Origin of the sequence: Mycoplasmopsis bovigenitalium (genome assembly GCF_900660525.1) — a bacterium.
Lineage (GTDB): Bacteria > Bacillota_I > Bacilli_A > Mycoplasmatales > Metamycoplasmataceae > Mycoplasmopsis > Mycoplasmopsis bovigenitalium.
The window spans coordinates 549,179-571,777 of the sequence record NZ_LR214970.1 but is presented as its reverse complement, the minus strand read 5'-3'; the positions used below and the strand labels follow the sequence as shown (position 1 = coordinate 571,777).

The 22,599-nt window shown below is 32.1% G+C and carries 14 protein-coding genes and 2 rRNA genes; 9 read left to right on the top strand and 7 right to left on the bottom strand.

Annotated features, from left to right (window positions below; genetic code table 4):
- Window positions 1-2: 2 nt before the first annotated feature.
- The 6 genes from rplF to EXC34_RS02420 all read left to right on the top strand — a co-directional run bounded on the left by rplF (window position 3) and on the right by EXC34_RS02420 (window position 7,102).
- Window positions 3-542: a 50S ribosomal protein L6 gene (gene rplF, locus EXC34_RS02445; protein WP_129687771.1), complete on the top strand. Its 540-nt coding sequence runs from the start codon at window positions 3-5 to the stop codon at window positions 540-542.
- Window positions 543-560: 18 nt separating this feature from the next.
- Window positions 561-917, top strand: a complete 357-nt coding sequence (rplR, locus tag EXC34_RS02440; RefSeq protein WP_004421695.1) for a 50S ribosomal protein L18 — start codon at window positions 561-563, stop codon at window positions 915-917.
- Complete coding sequence (gene rpsE / locus EXC34_RS02435) at window positions 917-1,531, top strand: 30S ribosomal protein S5 (RefSeq protein ID WP_004421697.1); 615 nt, start codon at window positions 917-919, stop codon at window positions 1,529-1,531. Before rplR ends, rpsE begins: the two co-directional genes overlap by 1 nt.
- Window positions 1,532-1,617: 86 nt before the next feature.
- Window positions 1,618-2,052, top strand: coding sequence for a 50S ribosomal protein L15 (gene rplO, locus EXC34_RS02430; RefSeq protein ID WP_129687770.1), 435 nt, complete (start codon window positions 1,618-1,620; stop codon window positions 2,050-2,052).
- 344 nt (window positions 2,053-2,396) lie between these two features.
- Window positions 2,397-3,911, top strand: a 16S ribosomal RNA gene (locus EXC34_RS02425).
- A 308-nt stretch (window positions 3,912-4,219) separates the two neighbouring features.
- Window positions 4,220-7,102 (top strand): 23S ribosomal RNA (locus EXC34_RS02420).
- Together the 16S and 23S rRNA genes form the textbook arrangement of a ribosomal RNA operon.
- Window positions 7,103-7,414: 312 nt before the next feature.
- Here EXC34_RS02420 and EXC34_RS02415 read toward each other — a convergent pair.
- The 4 genes from EXC34_RS02415 to EXC34_RS02400 form a co-directional block, all read right to left on the bottom strand.
- Window positions 7,415-8,467, bottom strand: a complete 1,053-nt coding sequence (locus EXC34_RS02415) for a zinc-dependent alcohol dehydrogenase family protein (protein ID WP_246003951.1) — start codon at window positions 8,465-8,467, stop codon at window positions 7,415-7,417.
- Window positions 8,468-8,681: 214 nt separating this feature from the next.
- Window positions 8,682-9,437 (bottom strand): hypothetical protein, encoded by a 756-nt coding sequence (locus EXC34_RS03700; protein ID WP_197722242.1) that lies wholly within the window; start codon window positions 9,435-9,437, stop codon window positions 8,682-8,684.
- 311 nt (window positions 9,438-9,748) lie between these two features.
- On the bottom strand, window positions 9,749-11,560 hold the full coding sequence (locus EXC34_RS02405) for an aminotransferase class I/II-fold pyridoxal phosphate-dependent enzyme (RefSeq protein ID WP_129687769.1): 1,812 nt from the start codon (window positions 11,558-11,560) through the stop codon (window positions 9,749-9,751).
- Window positions 11,561-11,574: 14 nt separating this feature from the next.
- Window positions 11,575-12,618 (bottom strand): DUF1015 family protein, encoded by a 1,044-nt coding sequence (locus tag EXC34_RS02400; protein ID WP_129687768.1) that lies wholly within the window; start codon window positions 12,616-12,618, stop codon window positions 11,575-11,577.
- Between the two features lie 212 nt (window positions 12,619-12,830).
- Here EXC34_RS02400 and EXC34_RS02395 point away from each other — a divergent pair, with 212 nt between their 5' ends.
- Window positions 12,831-13,829 (top strand): glycosyltransferase family 2 protein, encoded by a 999-nt coding sequence (locus EXC34_RS02395; RefSeq protein WP_129687767.1) that lies wholly within the window; start codon window positions 12,831-12,833, stop codon window positions 13,827-13,829.
- Window positions 13,830-14,040: 211 nt separating this feature from the next.
- Window positions 14,041-16,311, top strand: a complete 2,271-nt coding sequence (locus tag EXC34_RS02390) for a coiled-coil domain-containing protein (protein WP_129687766.1) — start codon at window positions 14,041-14,043, stop codon at window positions 16,309-16,311.
- Window positions 16,312-16,373: 62 nt separating this feature from the next.
- On the opposite strand, the gene EXC34_RS03695 is transcribed toward EXC34_RS02390, so the two are convergent.
- The gene (locus EXC34_RS03695; RefSeq protein ID WP_197722241.1) at window positions 16,374-19,712 is read right to left on the bottom strand and encodes an MAG6410 family transglutaminase-related lipoprotein; all 3,339 of its coding nucleotides are present in this window, start codon (window positions 19,710-19,712) and stop codon (window positions 16,374-16,376) included.
- 188 nt (window positions 19,713-19,900) lie between these two features.
- The gene (locus EXC34_RS02380) at window positions 19,901-20,080 is read right to left on the bottom strand and encodes a hypothetical protein (RefSeq protein WP_129687765.1); all 180 of its coding nucleotides are present in this window, start codon (window positions 20,078-20,080) and stop codon (window positions 19,901-19,903) included.
- Here EXC34_RS02380 and EXC34_RS02375 point away from each other — a divergent pair.
- Window positions 20,070-20,930: a hypothetical protein gene (locus EXC34_RS02375; protein WP_129687764.1), complete on the top strand. Its 861-nt coding sequence runs from the start codon at window positions 20,070-20,072 to the stop codon at window positions 20,928-20,930. The two genes, EXC34_RS02380 and EXC34_RS02375, sit on opposite strands and share 11 nt — an antisense overlap.
- Window positions 20,931-21,109: 179 nt before the next feature.
- Here the strand turns inward: EXC34_RS02375 and EXC34_RS02370 are convergent, their stop codons facing one another.
- On the bottom strand, window positions 21,110-22,348 hold the full coding sequence (locus EXC34_RS02370; protein WP_129687763.1) for a DUF1410 domain-containing protein: 1,239 nt from the start codon (window positions 22,346-22,348) through the stop codon (window positions 21,110-21,112).
- Window positions 22,349-22,599 lie beyond the last annotated feature (251 nt).

Sequence of the window (22,599 nt, the reverse complement as noted above, 5' to 3'; positions counted from 1 at the left end):
ATATGTCACGTGTTGGAAACAGAATATTAACAATTCCTGATGGAGTTAGTGTTGCACTTGAAGGCACAAAATTCAGTGCAAAAGGTTCATGAGGAACTCTTGAAGCTAACTTTAGTCCGCTAATCGCAATTAAAATCGAAGATAACAAAATTAGCACAATTAGAGCAAATGAACTAAAAGCAACCAAACAATTACACGGAACTACAAACGCATTAATTTCAAATATGTTAATTGGCGTTTCACAAGGTTTCAAAAGAGAATTAGTAATTAAAGGTGTTGGTTACAAAGCTACTTTGAAAGGTCAACAATTAGAATTAGCTGTTGGTAAATCACACTTAGAATTATTAGACATTCCAGCTGATGTTAAAGTTGAGTTACCAAAACCAACTGAAATTACTCTATCATCAATTTCAAAAGAAAGTGTTGGTCAATTTGCTGCTTTAGTTAGAGCAACAAGAAAACAAAGTCCTTACTCAGGTAAAGGTGTAGCATACAAAAACGAAGTTATTCGTCGTAAAGAAGGGAAAACTGCTGCTAAATAGTAGTTTAAGGTTAAAAATATGGCTATTTTATCAAGAAATCAAGCTCGTCAACGTAAACACTTGCGTGAACGTCAAAGCATTTTTGGCACCAGCACAAAACCACGTTTGACAGTATTTAAATCACACCAAAACTTTTACGCACAACTAATTGATGATTCAAAAGGTATTACACTTGCTAGTGTATCAACACTAGTTAAAGGTGAATTCCATGGTAATATTGCTTCAGCTGCTGAAGCAGGTAAAGCAATGGCTGCTAAAATCCAAGCTCTAAAAATTACTGAAATTGTATTTGACCGTTCAGGATATATTTATCATGGGCGTGTTAAAGCTTTTGCTGACGCTGTAAGAGAACATGCTAAAGGAGTTAAATTCTAATGACAGAAAAAATTCAAGACCAAGCAGCTCCAACAACAAAAGTTGTTAAAGCTGAAAAACCAGTTAAAGACGTTAAAAAACCTACCCAAAGAGTTAACAAAGAACGTAGAGCACCAAGAAGAAGAGAAGAACAAGTAGCTAACGAATTTGGTGAAAAAGTTATTGCTATCGAGAGAGTTTCTAAAACTGTTAAAGGTGGTAGAAGATTTTCATTCTCAACATTTGTTGTAGTTGGGGACAAAAAAGGACGTGTTGGCTTTGGACATGGAAAAGCAAATGAAGTTCCAGATTCAATCAAAAAAGCCGTTAAAGACGCAAAAAACAATTTAATTACTTTACCAGTTATTAAAGGTACAGTTCCACATGAAAATCAAGCTAAATTCTTAGCTTCTAAAGTTTTACTAAAACCTGCTGCAAAAGGTACAGGAATTGTTGCTTCTTCAACAGTTCGTGCTGTAGTAGAACTTGCTGGTTATACAGATCTATACTCAAAAACTTATGGTTCACGTTCAAAATCTAACATTGTTAGAGCAACTCTTAAAGCCTTAACCCAAATGCGTACACCTGAGCAAATTGCTGAAATCAGAGGCAAAGAAGTAAAAGACTTACTATAATTAAATATTTGTTTAGTTAAGCAACTTCAAACTCGATTTTGAAAAGTACTTTTCAGACTATATATTTAATAATATAAGGAGAAATTATGAATTTACAAAACTTAAAACCTACTGCTGGATCACGTAAAGAAAAACACCGTGTTGGTAGAGGTCATGCCGCTGGTAAAGGTAAGCAAGCTGGTAAAGGTCAATCAGGTCAAAATAAACGTCACGGTCACAGACCAGGTTTTGAAGGGGGTCAAACTCCTTGATTCCGTCGTATTTGTAAACGTGGATTTACAAATGTTAACCATGTTGAATACCAAGTAGTTAACTTAGTAGATTTAGAGCAAAGATTTAATGCAAACGATACAGTAAATATTCAAACACTAGCTGCTGCTAATTTAATTAAGAGAAATCTTCCTGTTAAAGTTTTAGCTAATGGTACATTAAGCAAAAAATTACACGTTAATGTTCATGCCGCTTCTCAAAGTGCAATTGATGCTATTGAAAAAGCTGGCGGTGAATTTAAAGCACTTTAATTCCAATAATATAATTGCCTTTTGCACTTATTTAAGTATGCGCAAAAGGCATTTTTTATTTGCCTTTATTAATAATATACGCACGCGATAAGACAAAATCAGACCATTTGCAAGACTTAGCAAAATAAACAAAAAAATATTGATTTTTTTCTTTGTTAAAAAGATAAATAATGTATATTAATATCAACCGCCAAAAATAATTTAAAGCGATTTTAAAGATTAAAACAAAAAAATAAAAAATATTTTGTTATCTATAAAATAGTGGTATTATTATTAAGCAACTTTGCTAATGACGGTTGCAATTGTTCTTTGAAAACTAGATATATAAACATGACGAAGTCAATTTTTTCGAGAGTTTGATCCTGGCTCAGGATGAACGCTGGCTGTGTGCCTAATACATGCATGTCGAGCGAAGTGATTTATCACTTAGCGGCGAATGGGTGAGTAACACGTACTCAACGTACCCTTCAGTTTGGCATAGCGGTTGGAAACAACCGATAATTCCAAATACTCGTAGATGCCGCATGGCATTTACGGAAAAGACGCCTTAAAGCGTCGCTGGAGGAGCGGGGTGCGCAACATTAGCTAGTTGGTGAGGTAACGGCCCACCAAGGCGATGATGTTTAGCGGGGTTGAGAGACTGATCCGCCACACTGGGACTGAGATACGGCCCAGACTCCTACGGGAGGCAGCAGTAGGGAATATTCCACAATGGACGAAAGTCTGATGGAGCGACACAGCGTGCAGGATGAAGGCCCTATGGGTTGTAAACTGCTGTGGTAAGGGAATAAAAAATAGTGTAGGAAATGCCACTATATTGAATGTACCTTATTAGAAAGCAACGGCTAACTATGTGCCAGCAGCCGCGGTAATACATAGGTTGCAAGCGTTATCCGGAATTATTGGGCGTAAAGCGTCTGTAGGTTGTTTGTTAAGTCTGGCGTTAAATTTTGGGGCTCAACCCCAAACCGCGTTGGATACTGGCAGACTAGAGTTATGTAGAGGTTAGCGGAATTCCTTGTGAAGCGGTGAAATGCGTAGATATAAGGAAGAACACCAACATGGCGAAGGCAGCTAACTGGACATACACTGACACTGAGAGACGAAAGCGTGGGGAGCAAACAGGATTAGATACCCTGGTAGTCCACGCCCTAAACGTTGATCATTAGCTGATGGGGAACTCATCGGCGCAGCTAACGCATTAAATGATCCGCCTGAGTAGTACGTTCGCAAGAATAAAACTTAAAGGAATTGACGGGGACCCGCACAAGCGGTGGAGCATGTGGTTTAATTTGAAGATACGCGTAGAACCTTACCCACTCTTGACATCTTCTGCAAAGCTATAGAGATATAGTGGAGGTTAACAGAATGACAGATGGTGCATGGTTGTCGTCAGCTCGTGTCGTGAGATGTTCGGTTAAGTCCTGCAACGAGCGCAACCCTTATCCTTAGTTACTAACATTCAGTTGAGCACTCTAGGGAGACTGCACGAGTAATCGGGAGGAAGGTGGGGACGACGTCAAATCATCATGCCTCTTACGAGTGGGGCCACACACGTGCTACAATGGCCGGTACAAAGTGAAGCAACCTGGTGACAGTGAGCAAACCACAAAAAGCCGGTCTCAGTTCGGATTGGAGTCTGCAACTCGACTCCATGAAGTCGGAATCGCTAGTAATCGTAGATCAGCTACGCTACGGTGAATACGTTCTCGGGTCTTGTACACACCGCCCGTCAAACCATGGGAGCTGGTAATGCCCGAAGTCGGTTTATTAACAAACTGCCTAAGGCAGGACTGGTGACTGGGGTTAAGTCGTAACAAGGTATCCCTACGAGAACGTGGGGATGGATTACCTCCTTTCTACGGAGTACAAAGCTAATTTAATTAGCATTAACCTTATTTTTCAGACCTACTATTATTATTTATCGTCATGGCTTGGTTAGGTCCCAAGTGTATATCTAGTTTTGAGGGAACAATTCTCTCAATTGTTCTTTGAAAACTGAATAGTAAATATTTTAAAATATTACAACGACATCAAAAAAATGAATAAATTTGGTTTATTCGTATTGATTCATCGAGTAATCATATTAATTATATGATTCATTGAAATGTCTTAAAATACACATCATAACAATAGGAAATCTTAATTTAATAAATTAAGGACATACTTTTAAATAAGTAAGAGTTTGTGGTGGATGCCTTGGGTCTGGAAGTCGATGAAGGACGTGATTACCTGCGATAAGCCTCGTGGAGCTGGATATAAGCTACGAAACGGGGATTTCCGAATGGGGAAACCTAACTAGGGTAATGCCTAGTTGCCTTCTTGTGAATACATAGCAAGTCGAGCGAGACACCATGTGAACTGAAACATCTTAGTAGCATGAGGAACAGAAAATAAATAATGATTTCTTTAGTAGCGGCGAGCGAACGAGAAACAGCCCAAACCACTTTAAAGTGGGGTTGTAGGACAGTCTACATAGAGTTACAAAATTTAATGATAGCAGAAACATTTGGGAAAATGTAGCATAGAGGGTGATACTCCTGTACGCGAAATCATTAAATCTCTTGACTGTATCCTGAGTAGGGCGGGGCACGTGAAACCCTGTCTGAATCTGCCGGGACCACCCGGTAAGGCTAAATACTAACCAGACACCGATAGTGAACTAGTACCGTGAGGGAAAGGTGAAAAGAACCCCGAGAGGGGAGTGAAATAGATTCTGAAACCACTTACTTACAATTAGTCAGAGCCCATTTAAGGGTGATGGCGTACATCTTGCAGTATGGACCGGCGAGTTATGTTATCATGCAAGGTTAAGCGGAAAAAAGCGGAGCCGTAGAGAAATCGAGTCTTAATAGGGCGTTAAGTATGATGGCATACACCCGAAACCAGGTGATCTATTCATGAGCAGGCTGAAGCTTGGATAACACCAAGTGGAGGGCCGAACCGTAGTACGCTGAAAAGTGCCCGGATGACTTGTGAATAGCGGAGAAATTCCAATCGAACTTGGAGATAGCTGGTTCTCCTCGAAATAGCTTTAGGGCTAGCGTGTGGTGTTAAGTAATGGTGGTAAAGCACTGAATGTGGAATGGCCGCGCCTAGCGGTACTGACTATAATCAAACTCTGAATACCATTATGGATTGCCATGCAGTCGGAACCGGGGTGCTAACGTCCCGGCTCGCGAGGGAAACAACCCAGATCGTCGGCTAAGGTCCCAAATTCGTGTTAAGTGAGAAAGGTTGTGGGGTTTCATAAACAACTAGGAAGTTGGCTTAGAAGCAGCCATCTTTTAAAGAGTGCGTAATAGCTCACTAGTCAAGAGACCCTGCGCCAACAATTTAACGGGACTAAAACACGAAACCGAAGCCACGGGTACATTTATGTACGTTAGAGGAGCGTTCTTAGGGCGGTGAAGTCAGACCGTGAGGACTGGTGGAGCGCTAAGAAGTGAGAATGCCGGTATGAGTAACGATTCGTAGTGAGAATCTACGACGCCTATTGGGGAAGGTTTCCTGGGCAAGGTTCGTCCACCCAGGGTAAGTCAGGACCTAAGGCGAGGCGGAAACGCGTAGTCGATGGACAACAGGTTAATATTCCTGTACTTTCTATAATAGTGATGGAGTGACGGAGAAGGATAGGCTTACCTCTTACTGGATTGAGGGGCAAATAGTTACTGGGAATTGTAGTAAAATGCGCAATTCATTAACCGGAAGCTATGACGCATAGGCTTTAGCTGAATTAGTTGATTTCATACTTCCTAGAAAAGCTTCTAAACTTAATATTATGGAAACCTGTACCGAGAACGGACACACGTCCCTAAGATGAGTATTCTAAGGCGAGCGAGAAAACTAGTGTTAAGGAACTCTGCAAAATGACCCCGTAAGTTCGCAAGAAGGGGTGCTCACGCAAGTGAGCCACAGAAAATTATGAGGGGCAACTGTTTATCAAAAACACAGCTCTCTGCTAAACCGCAAGGTGATGTATAGGGGGTGAAGCCTGCCCAGTGCCCGAAGGTTAAGTGGATGCGTTAGCTTATGCGAAGCGTTGAAATGAAGCCCGGGTGAACGGCGGCCGTAACTATAACGGTCCTAAGGTAGCGAAATTCCTTGTCGGCTAAATACTGACCTGCACGAAAGGCGCAATGATCTCTCAACTGTCTCAACACTAGACTCGGTGAAATTATGGTCCCAGTGAAAACGCTGGGTACCCGCATCAAGACGAAAAGACCCCATGGAGCTTTACTACAACTTCGTATTGAAATTTGGTCTAACATGTGTAGGATAGGTGGGAGACTTTGAAGCTAGGACGCTAGTTCTAGTGGAGTCAACCTTGAAATACCACCCTTGTTATATTGAGTTTCTTAACTTGCTACCCTGATCGGGTAGGAGGACAGTGCGTGGTGGGTAGTTTGACTGGGGCGGTCGCCTCCTAAAGAGTAACGGAGGCGTTCAAAGGTACACTCAATACGGTCAGAAACCGTATGCAGAGCGCAAAGGTAGAAGTGTGCTTGACTGTGAGACTTACAAGTCGAGCAGGTGCGAAAGCAGGACTTAGTGATCCGGCTGTACATTGTGGAATGGCAGTCGCTCAACGGATAAAAGTTACCCTGGGGATAACAGGCTTATCTTGCCCAAGAGATCACATCGACGGCAAGGTTTGGCACCTCGATGTCGGCTCATCGCATCCTGGAGCTGGAGTCGGTTCCAAGGGTTGGGCTGTTCGCCCATTAAAGCGGTACGCGAGCTGGGTTCAGAACGTCGTGAGACAGTTCGGTCCCTATCTGATGTGGGCGTTGGAATATTGATGAGAGCCGTTTTTAGTACGAGAGGACCGAAACGGACGTACCGCTGGTGTTCCAGTTGTTCCGCCAGGAGCATAGCTGGGTAGCTAAGTACGGAAAGGATAACCGCTGAAAGCATCTAAGTGGGAAGCCTCCTCAGAGATTAGTATTCCCTTGAGATTCCTTGAAGACTACAAGGTTGATAGGCTGGATGTGTAAGCATGGCGACATGTTGAGCTGACCAGTACTAATAAATCGATAGGTTTAAAAGTAATGTGTATTTAATACATTTCAATGAATTTAAAAATTACTATTCAGTTTTCAGAGAACACGCTGCTTAGGCAGTTTTTTTTATTGCTTTTTTGCAGTAATTCATTTAGCCTCTAAGCACATAAATTACTTAACACACTATTATTAAATTAAAATGTAGCATATTTAATCTGGGCTTGACGTGTAGATGTTCTGTTATTTTTTATGCGGTCTATACGCATCAATTTAATTAGAAACGTAAATTTTGCTGTAACTTTAAATAAAGTCTCTTAAATTAAAAAATTACCCCACTTAGCGCGGGGTAATATATTTAACTATTTAGTAGCATCAATAAAAATTTTCATTGCCTTATTATCAGCAGCATTTAAAAATGTTTCATATGCTTTCATCATTTCAGATAAGCTAAATTTATGAGTAATTAATCCTTCAACAGGTAATTTACCAGTTGAAACCGCATTAATTAACATTGGCAATGTATTTGTGTTAACTAAACCAGTTGTAACTGTAATATTTTTAATTCATAAGTCTTGTACATTAAAATCAACTTTTTTACCATGAACACCAACTACTGAGATATTGCCACCTGCTTTAACAATTTTTTGACATGTATCTCATGTTTGAGGAATACCAACTGCTTCAATTGCAACATCAACACCATCCGTGCCGACAATTTTGTATAATTCATCAATTAAAGAGGCATCTGGAACTAATGTGTGAGTTGCTCCTAGTTTTTTAGCCATTTCTAAACGGTTTTTATCTAAATCAATCACAATTAATTGTGCCGGTGAGTATAATTGTGCGCTTAATAGTGCTCCCATACCAACAGGGCCAGCGCCAACAATAGCAACTGATTTACCCGGCGCAACATTACCATATTGAACACCAATTTCATGACCAGTAGGCAAAGCATCTGAAAGCATAACCGCCACTTCATCTGAAATTGTTTGTGGGTATTTATAAAGACTATTATCAGCAAAAGGAACTCTTACATACTCAGCTTGTGTCCCATTAATCATGTAGCCAAATTTTCAACCCCCTTCTTTTTCACGGCAATGTGAATAAAGTTGCTTACGACAGTTATCGCATTTACCGCATGGTGTAATGCAGCTAATTAAAACTTTATCACCAACTTTAACATTTGAAACACTTGAACCAATTTCTTCAACTATTCCAATACCCTCATGTCCTAGAATACGACCATCAGCGACTTCTGGGTTTTTACCCTTGTAAATACCTAAATCAGTACCACAAATAGTTGTTTTTGTGATCTTAACAATCGCATCTGTTTCTTTTTGAATAACAGGTTTATCAACCATTTCTAAAGTTATATTGTGTTCACCATGGTAAACCAAGGCTTTCATTTTCATATATATTTTCTCCTCATTTTAAGTTTATATACTTTAATTGTAATTTAAAATAATATAAATAAATACAATTAATTTAAATAATTATAGTTTTGCGAAATGATGCAGATTTAGCTTTTTTGAATTATATTTGGATGCTCATAAATAAAAAACTAACACAATAAACTAGTGCAAAAAAGCCAACACCTAGTGTTAACTTTTTGTTTTGGTTTAATCATTAATATTTAACTTCAACTATTGGTTTAGCATTTCCTAGTAAATTAATATTGTTCTCACTTTTTATGTATAGCGAAGTAAGGGTGTATTTTCCTTTTGGGGTTTTATGATTAGCATCGAAATAGTATAATGGTGAAACTTCGAATTGCTTTTTATTCCCAAGATCTTTAATAAGTCTGACAGGCAAACCTTCTCCATTACCATATTTAGTAGGGCTAAATTTATTAGGCACTCCATTTTCATGTTGAATTTCAAAAACTAAGTCATTTTTTGAATTTTTTAATTTATCAAAAATTTCATTGTTTGACTCAAAAACATAATTAATATATCCACCATTTTTTATGTATTCTGTTTTAATTAATTGTAATAACTGTTGTTTTTTAGTATCACCTGGTTGATCTTCTGGTTGATCTTGTTTTCCTGCGCCTGGTTGTTCTTGTTTACCAGCACCTGGTTGATCCGCTGGTTGATCTTGTTTTCCTGCGCCTGGTTGTTCTTGTTTACCAGCACCTGGTTGATCCGCTGGTTGATCTTGTTTTCCTGCGCCTGGTTGTTCTTGTTTACCAGCACCTGGTTGATCCGCTGGTTGATCTTGTTTTCCTGCGCCTGGTTTATCTTGTTTACCAGTGTTACCTAATTCAAGTTTGGTTTTTTCTTTATTTTTATTTTTTGTTGTCACAACAACAGCGGCAGTAGTAACTCCACCAACTGCTAAAACTGATAGCGTACTTGCTAATATTATTTTTGTTTTTGCCATATTAAACTCCTTAATATTTTTGTAAATATCTGCTAATTTCGCTTGCAGATACTATGAGTTTACAAAAAAAAAAAAAAAAAAAAGAAATTAGTGTTAAAAAAAGCCTAAATTAGTTCCATTTTATGGAAATATGTGTCATTTTTTCATAAATGTGTTATTGATAAAAAAATGCCAACATTAAAATGTTGGTTTAACCATTTTATTATCTTTATTCATCCTTAAAGTAAAATGCGCCAAGCAATAAATCTTGACGCATTTTACATTGAGAATTTACAGATGTTTTTTGATTTACAATTAACTTTTCAACTGCACTAATTATTAAAATAATCTTTAACAGCTTCAATAAACAAATCATTTTCTTCATCTCTTCTTACAGCTACCCTAATAAATTGTTTATCATATAGATTAATTTTAGTTGTGAGATCTTTAATAAAAATATTTTTCTCTAACATATTAATACATAAATCTTTAGAATTACCTTTTAGAATTTCGATCATTAAATAGTTTGCCTGACTAGGAATAATTCTAAATTCTTTAATTTCTATAAGTTTTTCAATAAAGTTTGTTCTTGATTTTTTTATTAATTCTAAAGCAATTAAATAGTCTTTTTTATATTTTTCAAATATTTGTAAATAGTATTCGCCAAATGAGTTTATATTTCAAATTGATACTGATTTTTTAATATTACTAATAAGATTTTCATCAGCGCTGCATAAAAATCCTAGCCTGCAACCAGGGATTCCGTATGATTTAGAAATAGATTTTATAACTATAAGTTTTTCATATAAATCAAGTATGCTATCATCAACAAAACTATTATTTTGCTCTTGAGCAAAATCCGAAAAACTTTCGTCGTATATTAATGTAATATCTTTTTGTTTAGCTCAATTCACTAATTTAATAATATCATTTTTAGAAATATAATTACCAGATGGATTATCAGGGTTAATTAATATCAATGCTTTAATATTTTTATCATCAAAAAAACTAATTAAGTCATTTACTGTGTATGAGAAGTTATCATTATTTGGATTAAAAATTACACTTTTTAAATTAGGATATCTATTTGGATATTCTTCAAAAGTAGGTCTTATAAAACCGATTTTTCCATCCATGTTTTCCATTATAGATTTAATTAATTCTGCTGCACCATTACCCACTACTGTTCTTTCTTTTTTGATTCCATAAATTTTTGCACATAAGTTAGAATTAACTTCTAGTCCAGATGGGTATTGTTCCAATAATGTTTTAAAATTATATTTTAATTCTTCTATCATTTTTCTAGGCGGGAAATATGGGTTAACTAAGTAGCAAAAATCTAGTAATTTTGGATATCTTCAATATCCTCCATATCGATTTTGAAACTTTATTAATTTTTGTTCTCCAGTTACAAAAATAGATTCAGCTATATTTAAGTCAGCTTCATCATCGATTTCATATCAGTTGCAACTATTAGGTGTAATTTTTGCATACAAATCGTGATTATTAAGTTGGATGATTAGTTTTAATACATCTTCGTAATAATCATTTTTTCCTTTTGCACTAATTAATGCTTCTAAAAAAGGAAAATATGTTGAAGATGAAAATTCTTTCGAAAATTTATAAATATTAACGGTTTTATAATATTTATCTACTTGGCTATAATCAAATTCTTTACTTGAAACAAAATCGGTTATTTTTTTGTTTTCATCTATTTTTAGACAACTTCCATCCATTCAACTTTCATATTTTGAAACTAATGCCAAGTTTTTCTCTTCATCATTAATTAGTTCGTCAATAATTTGCTCATCGAATATTAAATCAGACTCTAGTATTAATGTATCTTCTTTAATCATTTCGTTTTTTGCTAAAAACATTGAATAAATATTGTTTGTTGAGTCAAAATCATCATTATTTATAAATTTTAATTTGGTTTTTAAGTCTAATGAGTTAATGTAATTTTTTAATAAATCACTTTTATACCCCGTTAAAACTATTATTTGGCTAAGCGACTTTTTATCTAAAATATCTAATGCCTTTTTTATTAAAGTATTGTTATTAACCTCAACCATACATTTAGGTTTATCTTTAGTTATTTTTTTTAAACGAGTGCCTTTGCCGGCTGCTAAAATTAACGCTTGCATTTATTTTTCCCTTTCTAACAATATTTTTTTAATATTAAAAATGATGGAAATTTTGGCTCAAAACAGGTTGCTTTAGGCGGCAGAATACAATTATTATTTGATATTTCAATAAATTCATTCGCACTCACAGGGAAAAGTTCAAAAAGAACATCATTTTTTGATAAATTTCTTTTTCTTGTTTCTAAATCACTTTGAAAAACTGTTTCACATTGACTAAAATCTAAAATTCTAAAAGCCGTTGATATTATTTGAGTATTAAGTCGATAAATGTCATTATTTCAAAATAAATCTTCATACATATCTTTAAGTTTCACAACAAAAGATTCATTTTGATAAGTTACATTAACTTTGCCTTTGGATAAATTTTGCTCATTTGATATTTCGAACATTTTATCAATAAAGCTTTTAGCTTTTTCAAATGTTGAAGCATCAATATTATTTAATACTCGATGAATTGGTAATATATCAACTTGTGATAAACTCATTAATGATGCTAACATGCTTTTCTTATTTTTTGACATTGATGTAGCATACAATCTGTGGTGTCCATCGGCAATGAACATAGATTTAATTTGTTTATATTTATTTAATAAAAGTTTAGCTTTGTTACCAGTATATTGAAATAATTTTATATTGCTAAAATCATAAAATTTATTATATTTAACTTCTTGAGTAAAGTTTTTAAGATCTATTTCTTCTTTATGAACAATAAAAACAGGCGCTGTTTCAGTATTATAAATTTGATAATTAGCAATCATTCCTTGCACAATATCAGGTAAAACCAATTCATGGCACTTAATATTGCCTTTCTTGTATTCTGAAATGTCTAAGTCGGCAACAACACCATATTTACCATTATATAAATATACATAAACGCTTTCGTTATTGTTTTCTATTTTTTCTTGATTTAATTTGTTTTTTGTTGCAGCGGATAAAAATTTTGTTTTTTCATCAAAATTTATTTTTTCATTATGTATATTTGCCAAGTTTAAAAAATCGGGGCTATAAATGTTTTTTGAAATATTAACATAACTAAATTTAATAGGTAATAATTTCATGCCAACTCCAATTTTCAAATAAAATGTTGCAAAAAGCAACGGGTCATTTTTATGATTAAAATTTTAGCAAATTTATAAATATATTATCAATATATAATAACAATTGGTATATGTAAAATTTAATTTTATTTTAATTATTTAATATTAATATCAATATGGATTAATTTTAAATATATAATAATAGTACCTAGATTAATAAATTAGGAGAAAGTATGGACAAAAATAATTTGAAAATAAGTGTTTTAATTCCATGCCATAATATTGAAAAATTAAGTTATTTTTCATTAAAAAGTGTTGTAAAAAACAAATATCCTAATTTAGAAATAATTGTTTTGAATGATTATTCCACAGATAACACTTTAAAAATTTTGCACAATTGAGCTCAAAAAGATAAAAGAATAAAAGTGTATGATTTGCAAGACTATAATCAACACGTTGGAGTGGGATTTAATAGAGATTTTTTAATTCAGAAGGCTACTGGCGATTATTTTGTTTTTATAGATGATGATGACAAAATGAGTCCAAAGACAATTAAAGAATTTGCTAATTCACTTGATAAAGATTATGATATCGTTTCTTCAAAAGCTGTTTATTGTTTTGAAATTGCAAAAAACATAAGAGTTTCGCTTCCTAATTTTCCCTATTTTAAAAATTATGATGTTGATGATCCAAAAGATTTTTTCTTACACAATCCTTTATTTGCGTGAGGCAAATTAATTAAAAAAGAATACTATTTAAATATTTGTGAGAAATATAATATTTGCTTTAGTGAGCATGATTATGAAGATATAAGAATGACATATCTTTTGTTTCTTTCTAACCCAAAACACAAATTTTTAAATAAAAAGTTGTTCACTTATCAAATGAGAAAAAATTCATTATCAAGCAGAATTATTGATTGAAAAGAGAAAATTGATAAAGTGTATAATGCATATTCACAAACATTTTTAAACATTTTAAAATTTAAATTATTAGACAATAATTATCAATTAAATGAACTTAAAAATTTATTCATCATATCTATATATTTAACTTACTACGGATTGAATAAAATAATTCAACCTAATCAAAATAGTGAATTTATTGATTATTGTGCCTTTAAAATTAGTGAATTTAAACGAGTTCACAATATAGATGCATTGGCAAAAAACAAGTTAGCAGGAATTTCAAAAGTCGTCTACAATTTAGCAATAAAAAAATATGAGTTATAAATTTAATTCATATTTTTTTATTGCTGAATTTAATTATTTAGTTATTTTTCATTTAAAAAATATAACACTGTCATTGAACAAGATATGCAATATATTTTCATATTTAAAGTTATGTAGACCGTAAACTCGGTTATAGTTTTGCATATAAAAATGTGTGGTAGTATAATTTGTTTAAATTAATTTACTAATAAAATTAGTAAAAGAGGTGCATATGCATAAGTTAAACAAAATTTTACTATCACTATTCTCACCAGTTGTTGTGGCTAGTTCTATTTATTTAACAAGTTTGGTTGTAGTGAATTCTAATAAACGTGTAAGCAAGCCAAAAACATTAAACACAACTGATATATCTAAACCAGATAAACAAGGTATCGAAATTAATGATGATGAAATCAAAATTCAAAATTTAATTAAAAAAATAAATGACGATGAAACATTATTAGATGAACAAAAAACTGTGCTAAATAAATCAATTAATAAAATAAATTCGCTAAAAAGTAAAAACAATCAAGACTGAGAAACGGAATTTAAAAATACAGAAGCCAAACTTCAATCTTTTATTAATGAAAATAAACAAAATGCAATAAAATTGAGTGCTAAATTAGAAGAAGATATTGCCAAAAATAGACAAAAAATAAAAGAAACAAATGATTCATTTAACAGTGGTTGGTCAAATGATTTTGAAGATTCGCCTCTATCTGATGCTGAAAAACAATATATAAATAATTATTATTCAGACAAGTTACAAAAAATTGAAGAAAAATATAACTTAGTAAAAAATAAAAACATCAATGAAATTAATAAATTAGCAAAAGAATTAGAAAAAGATTATAACGAAATCAATGAATACGAAAAAGCTTTGAACAAATATATTGATGACAAAATGTTGGGTTTACGCAACCAATTACCTAATGGTTACTTTGATGAGTTTTTGGAGCCAATCAATAAAGAACACCAAACGCAAATTGATAAAATTTCTAATTTTGAGAAAACAAATCAAGCGCCAACTTTTGAAGCTTTAAAAGAGTACAATGAAACTATTGATAAATTGAATTCAAGATTAGTTGAAAAATATAATAAAGAGTTAGCGAAAGCAAGTAATGATAATTTAAGACGCGCAATTGATGAAACATATCAATTAATAAATAAAATTGCGCCAGACTCAAAATACTATAACTATATAGCCGTTTCTGATGATGAATTATATGGTAGAGATTTACGTAACGGGTCTGGTTTGATTGAAAAATTAAAAGCCATACCATATAGTGATAGTGATATTGGCCATCTATATTTTGAAAGCGAAAAAATTGCTAAATATCATGAAGTTCTGCAAATTCAAAAACAAGTTATAGAAAATAAGAAAAAATACTTTGAATCTGAAAACTATAAGAATGATAAGAAATACAATTCAGCAAAAATTTCTGATCCTAAAATAATTTTTGATTGATTTAAAGATTATCAAAAAATACTTAATTCAGATGAATTCAAAGATAATTTTAACAATAAGGAAAATGTACTTTGTTTGTTAGTAATCAAAAAAAATGGTGAGACGCCCAAAAGTAATGGTTTTGATCAATTTTGAAAACTAAATGATATAAATATTTTTAAAGACGAAAAATGAGATGAGCTTGATCGCATAACAACACTTAGTGAAACAAATATCCCTTTAAGATATAAAGAAGACAGATTTACTCATTACAGCAATGCTAAAACTCACTTGGAATATGGCAACAGTAATTACCATAAAGGCATACTAACTAGATACGGAACTAATGGTGAGATATTAGATCAATATTATCTAAAAGATGTTTATACACCACAGCATTCTTGAGCAGAATTAATAACAATATATAATGGTTCATTATTTAAAGATGATAAATACTTATTACTAAATCCAAATGCACCCAAAGAGCAACAATTTAAAAAAGATATATTTGATATAAGTTGAGAAGAATTTAATAAATACCAAACAAAAGATTATTTAGATAAAATGTGATCTTTTGCTCATGATTATACATTTTCTATTAGCGAGTATCTAAAATCAATTGTTGATGAAAAAATTAAAGAGATATCTGATAAAAATCTGCAAAACTTCATTGAAAAATATTGAAAACCAAAATCTGACGAATTGTATAAAAATCATATTAAGATAAAAAAAGACAAACCAGTATTAATGCCTTTTGAAATGCAAAAATTTGATAAATTTAAAGAAGAATTTCAATCGTGATTTGAGTATGCAAATAGTAGTGAAACATTCAAGGAATTTGCTGCATTGCACAAAGAGTTTTCTAATTTAATAAATTCGTCAAATAATCAAAATGAAACTCGCAAACAAATCATTGATAATTATCAAAAACTAGAAGTAAAATTACAAACTTTAATAGAAAATAAAAATAATAGCGATGACGAATATCAGTTATTAACATCAGAACTTAAAACATTAATTTCAGAAGCTAAAAATGATTTAAATAATAATAGTTAAATTAGTAAACTTTTAGATAAATAAAACAAGTACAGGCATTAGGCTTGTACTTGTTGTTTTAATTATTTGATGCTTAGTTCTTTATAATCAGAAGCTAAAATATTTTTTTCAGGTTTAACTCTTATTTCGTAATCACCTTTTGGTAGATTTTTTAATTTTAAACCATTTATGTTTGCTCAATCATTGCTGCCTTTAAGACGATATTGCATTGTTTGGTCAACGCCGATAATATCATTACCATGTACTTTAACAACAAAATCAATGTCTTTGTGTTTTACAAGACGAATGAATTGAATATCAGAGGCTTCTTTATCGGCAGTCGCTTTTCTTCTAATCAAAATTTCTTTTGTTCCTACTTGTTCTAATAAAACACTATCCGATTCAATATCTTTTCATTTAGTGCCATAAATACGATACTGCATTGTATTATCAACATTTTTTAGTATTCCAGAATCACTGTTGTATGTTTCAACGTAAGCATTTGGTTTATCATGTTTTTGAATCATAAATTTAAATTTATCTTTATCAAGTGTAAATTTATAGCCATCTTTAAACACTTTAATTGATACCTCACACTCGCCAGTATTATCAAAATTCATTAAATTAACTATATATGAGTTATTTTGTTTTACAACATCTTTGATAAATGCGCCCTTTACATCGACGTTTTCAATTGATAATTCAATGTTATTAGGAACATCTATTTTGATAAATTTATTATTTGTTTCAGCGGAAAGTTTTAAGTCAATATTTTCTTTATTTTTGGCTGAAATAGTACCTCAAGATTCATATGAATATCTTCTCATATTCATATATTCACTTGATTGAGGGCTACCTCATAAATACCCATTTTCATCAATGCTTTTAGCTACTAAATCTCCAAGTTTTCTCGAATCATTAAAATTTAAGTCAGTTTGTAAAACTATTCCTTTAGCATCTGGTTTTTGTATCTTGGTTAATTCGATAACCTTTTCTGCTTGTTTAAGATCACTTACATAATTTTCAATTTTTGAAAAACGGTATTTTTTACCCATAAGATTTTCATCTGGTTTGGTAAAATCTCGATTTTGACCAAAATCATCATTGCTAATTAAAAAGTAATAGTAGTTATTATCACCGCGTTGATTACGATTGATTCCTCATGTTGCATCGACATGGTATCATCCATCATCTAATTCAACTAAGTTTCAAATGTGTTTATCGTCTGCATATTTTGGATCACTTACTTTACCTTGAATAGTTGAACAAGGAACTCCTAGAATATCCATAAACATTTTAAATGCTAATGTGTAACCTGTACATACTGTTCTTTTTTCTATGATTGCTGAATATGCAGTTTGATCAACTCTATCTCCTCTTTCCTCATAAGCAATGTTTTTAGTTATTCAATCATATGCTTTAAGAGCTTTTTGATAGTTTGATAAATTGTGTCAATCTTTTGAAACCTTAATAGCTTCTTGTCTTGCTTGTTCTTCTTCAACATTATAAACTGCATGGGTTGTATTTAAGACCATGATGTCTCTGCGGAATAAGTAACCTTTATATTCGGCTCATATTTCTGCATGTTTATTTTCGCCATTATGCTCTTTTGCAGTTACTGTTCCGTCTTGATCTAATTTCACTAATGCATCATGAGGGCTTTGACCAGCTTTATAAACTTCATCTTGCGGATAATGAGTTCTTAAGAACCATTTTACATCTGATACAGGTTGTTGATTTTTATCAAGAAGTTCAAGTTTTATTTTATTATCAGTACTTGATTTTGAGTTTAATGCTTTGTCAACGCTTGTAATTTTATAATCAATGTGTGAGTAAAAATTGTGAGCAGTGTCTTTGGTGCTTAAAATCATTTCTTTAATTTTGCTATCTTCATAATGTTTTTCAACGAAGGCTTCATTGTGAGAGAATGAACTTAAATCATAATTGTTTTTAAATTGTTTTAAATCCTTGATTTTTCCCAAGTTGAATTTCGACTTTACATTTATTTTAATTGTTTTACCTGTTGCTTCATTAGTTGATAAATCAGTAAATGAATTTTGCACAAATATTGGCAGTTCAACATCAAAATATATATTCCCAGTTTTATTGCCAGAGTCATTAGTTATTTCTAAACGTACGTTTTTAATAACTTCATTAAAGCGTGTATAGAAAGGATATAAGCCAAATTGTTGTTTTAAACCAGCAAAAGAGTTGATTTTTGCACTTCCATTTGTAAAACGATAGGTGTTTAGTTCGTTATCTATGATACCCACATTAACAATTTTGTTTAATTTGTTCACCAGGCTTTTATAGTTAAATTCGTTTAATTTACTAATTAAATAAATTGCTTGATTTAAGTTATTTTGATTTTCTGCAATTACTTTTTTGATTTGATTATTTTCATTAACCAATTTTTCCAAATCACTCGGTAAGACATTGAAATCAATAACATTTTTATTACCGTTATTTAGATCAATTTTTCTTAAACCATCAAATTGATATTCGGCAGTTAATTCAGGTTCACCTTGTGGTCCATTTTCAGTGTTAGAGATCTGAACTTTTATACCAAGAGTTCCTTCAAGATCATTGAATTTTGTTGCTACTACTTTTGTTTTATATTTTTCTTTGAATTTTTCATTATATTCAAAAAATGCTTCTTTAAGTGAAATATTTAGTGGTGCAACTTGATCGTGAAATAAATTACTATTTTTATTTTGAAGTTGTTCAAAATTAATTATATATTTACTATCATTAGCACTTTCTTGATTTTGGTTATATTTGTTTGGGTCTTCAGCATGTAATAACATGTGAGCAATTAATGAAGGAAATAAGCCTTTTACTGATGGTGGTAGAGTGCTTTTTGGTATTAGATATTCATTTTTATTATTTTTTGGCAAATTATTATTGTGTGAATAAAATCCACTCAAGTTAAAGTAAAGCACTTTGCTTTGATTTTTATATGAAAATTTAACACCGATATTTGTAATTATTCCATTATTATTGTCAATATTCGGAATATTATTTTGAGCATATTCTATGTTGTATTTTGACTTAATGTTGTGATTTAAACCCAATAAAGGGATAAGGTCATTAATGTTATTTTTTAATGCTATTCATGAGCTATTTGCATCTTGATTTTTATAAAGAGGAATGGAAATTGCTACATCTTTTTCAATAGAGTTTAAATCATTAAGTTCGCTCGAACTTTGTGAACCAGTATCTTTTTTAATATTTATTGATCCATTTGAACCATTATTTTTATCTTTTTTATCATTTCTTATGTTTCCAACACCGATATTTAAAGTTATATTTTGGGTATTTTCATGTTTTTTGGGGCCATTTTTAGTTTGTTGCTGAACACAAGAAGTAGAAAATAAAACTAAAGAACATAGTGCAGGGAATAATAATCTTATTTTTTTCATAATCCAATTATTGCACTAAAATAGAATCAGCAAAAAATTTATTTTAATTATTATTAAAATTATAAATTTTAAATATATATGACTATATACATTTTCAGATAAATTTTGAATTAAAAAAAGTTAACGCTTGTAGCACGCTAACTTTTTGGTAGATTATTTTGTTATTGTCATTTATTAAATTAATAAATTTAAAACTTAACATCAACAGTAGTGTCGTATGGACCTTCTAGAAGATTGGTTTTTGTATCATTATCTGCATATACGGCTTTTAATGTATATTTAGCTGCTGGTGCATATTTATCTTTAAATGGATAAAGAGTTTCTATTTCAAATGTATATGGTTTATTTCTTCTATCTTTGACAAACAAGTTTGTTGTTTCATTTCCTACTGTATATGACACAGTACTAAAAATATTTTCATCTAAATCAACTCTAGGATTTTCAATTTTAAGAGTAATTGTTTTATTTTTTAATAACTTAAAAGTTTCAGCATTTGATTCAAAAGTATATTTTATGTGACCAGTATTTTTATCATATTCTGCTCTAATTGGCTGGCTTAATTTATACTCTACTTTTTTAGGATCTTGTTGAGTGCTTTCTGGTTTTTTAGCAGGATCTTGTTGACGACCTTCTACTTTTTTAACAGGGTCTTGCTCACTACCCTCTACTTTTTTAGCAGGATCTTGTTGACCACCTTCTACTTTTTTAGCAGGGTCTTGCTCACTACCCTCTACTTTTTTAGCAGGGTCTTGCTCGCTACCCTCTACTTTTTTAGCAGGGTCTTGCTTACTACCCTCTACTTTTTTGGTTGGATCTTGCTCACTACCCTCTACTTTTTTAGCAGGATCTTGTTGACCACCTTCTACTTTTTTAGCAGGGTCTTGCTCACTACCCTCTACTTTTTTAGCAGGGTCTTGCTCGCTACCCTCTACTTTTTTAGCAGGGTCTTGCTTACTACCCTCTACTTTTTTGGTTGGATCTTGCTCACTACCCTCTACTTTTTTAGCAGGATCTTGTTGACCACCTTCTACTTTTTTAGCAGGATCTTGCTGATTAGCTAATTCTGGTTGAGTTTTTTCTTTATTTTTATTTTTTGTTGTAACAACAACAGCGGCAGCAGTAACACCACCAACCGCTAAAAAAGATAGCGTGCTTGCTAATATTATTTTTGCTTTCGAAATATTAATCTCCTTAATATTTTTTATAAATATCTGCTAAATTTGCGCGCAGATACTATGAGTTTACAAAAAAAAAAAAAAAAGAAATTTGCGCTGAAAAACATCGTTATTTAGTCAATTTTGCGGAAAAATTCGCATTTTTTCCATATTATGCTATATAGACAAAAAACAAACCAATTTAACTGGTTTGTCTATACTTATAAGTAATATTTAATTTTACTATTGAGCTTTTTTTGTAAAATCAAGTTCAATAGGTTCTGAAACTTTATCTAATAAGTTTTTTGTATTATCGCCATTTATGTATAAAGCTTTAACAAAAACTTTAAATTTATTAACGTGTGGAGGCACAGTTCCTCTTTTTTTGCTTAAGTAATATGTAGGTGAGATTTGAAAACTCATTCCATTTTCAATTGGCTTAGGATTTGCTAGGTAAATAGGTGACCCATTAGGTTTACCTCAATTTGATACATCTGATTTTATGTCATCATATGGAGTACTATCCAATACTATTTCTATTTTAGTAGCTTTTTTCAAAGTCTCATACATTTGATTTGTAGCATTAAATGTATAAGTTAAATAACCTCATTTATCATTATCTTCGCCTTCTCATTCACTTTTTGCAACAACAAGGTTATGTTTTTGGACAGGTTGTTCTGGTTGTGGAGTAGATGCTTCTGGTTCTTTTTGATCTGTCTCTGGAGCAGTTGTTCCAGGTTCTTTTTGATCTGTCTCTGGAGTAGATGTTTCAGGTTCTTTTTGATCTTTACCTGGGGTTGAAGTTTCAGGTTCTTTTTTATCTTTATCTGGAGCAGTTGTTCCAGGTTCTTTTTGATCTTTACCTGGGGTTGAAGTTTCAGGTTCTTTTTTATCTTTACCTGCCCCTGTTCCACCGGTTTCTGGACCTTTTCCTGCATCTGCACCGGCATTAGCGCTTGGGTCATCTCCTTGATTTGGTTCAGTTGGTTTTGCTGCATCACCAGGTTTTTTGTTATCTCCATTAGTCGGATCGATTGGTTTTGCAGTGCCGCCTGGTTGTGCGTCATTGCCCGGTTTTTCTTTAGGTGCTTTAACCTCTGCAATTAAATCTCTTTCATTATCACCTTCTTTAACAACAATTTTTGTAACTGTATATGTTTTGCCATCTTTTAGGTTTGAAAAATCTATTGTTCCATCTTCTTTTACTTTTGTTTTAATTGTTTTTGATGAATTATTTTCAGTCAAAGTAACTGTAACATCTTGACCTTTAACAAGTAGTAATTTAGCACTTAATACTTTTGTTTGCTCAGTGTTTAAACCATATTCAAATTTTGAATCAACTGCTACTACAACTTCATTTCCTTTTTTAGGGGTATCACTTTGTTTTTTCTTTTTTTGTGTAACAACAACTGCTGCGGTTGTTACACTAGCAACCGCTAAAACTGATAGTGTACTAGCTAATATTATTTTTGTTTTTGCCATATTAATCTCCTTAATATTTCGTATATATCTGCAATTTCGCGTGCAGATACTATGAGTTTACAAAAAAAAAAAAAAAAAGAAATCAAGGCTGAAAAACTGGGATATTTCGTCAATTTTGCGGAAAAAATATGATTTTTTCCATATTTTTACAATATGTTAATGAATAATTTAAAAATAAAAGTTAATTTTAACTGGGACACAAATCTTAAGATCTATTGCATTTTGTAGTGATTTCTTAAGTTACATTTATT